The organism is Dyadobacter sp. BHUBP1, assembly GCF_050587785.1.
Taxonomy (GTDB): domain Bacteria; phylum Bacteroidota; class Bacteroidia; order Cytophagales; family Spirosomataceae; genus Dyadobacter.
On the sequence record NZ_JBOBIH010000053.1, the window covers coordinates 1 to 541 of the forward strand.

Annotated in this window: 1 pseudogene; it reads left to right on the plus strand. The window is 47.1% G+C overall.

The window, feature by feature from the left end:
* Window positions 1-167: 167 nt before the first annotated feature.
* A pseudogene (locus ACQ4MZ_RS31600) lies at window positions 168-541 on the plus strand (IS21 family transposase); the annotation flags it as partial.

The following is a 541-nucleotide window of genomic DNA, read 5'->3' on the forward strand; positions in this document are numbered from 1 at the left end:
TAGCGGATTTTGGCGTGTTTCAATGTGAGTTTTCGGAATTCCGGATCCCTGGAAAAGGAAGATTCCTCCCCAAAGTACGCCACTTATTCCTGCTGAAAGTACGCCACTGAGCAGAGGGTTTAACCGTCCATTACCATATGTTTAGGCATCACCTAAACCTTCATGGAATGGCAAATAGACCTCTGAGCATGCATAAATTACGTCAGATACTTATTTTCCTTGAACGAGGCGTATCTATTCGCTGCATTGAAAAGCAAGTAAAGATATCCAGGAAGACGATCGGGTTGTATCAGCAGAAGCTGCTGCGCACCGGCCTGAGCTTGCAGGAACTTCTACTGGTGAAAGACCAAGACTTGGAGCGCCTGGTCAGCCTCGAAAAGGTAAGCCCTTCGGAGGATGCTGATCCCAGGAAAGCTCATTTTTACAGTCAGATCGACTACTTCACCTATGAGTTAAAGCATCGTACAGGTGTTACACGGTTGATCCTCTGGGAAGAATATATCAAAGAGAACCCCGGCGGCCTGCAATACTCCAGGTTCTG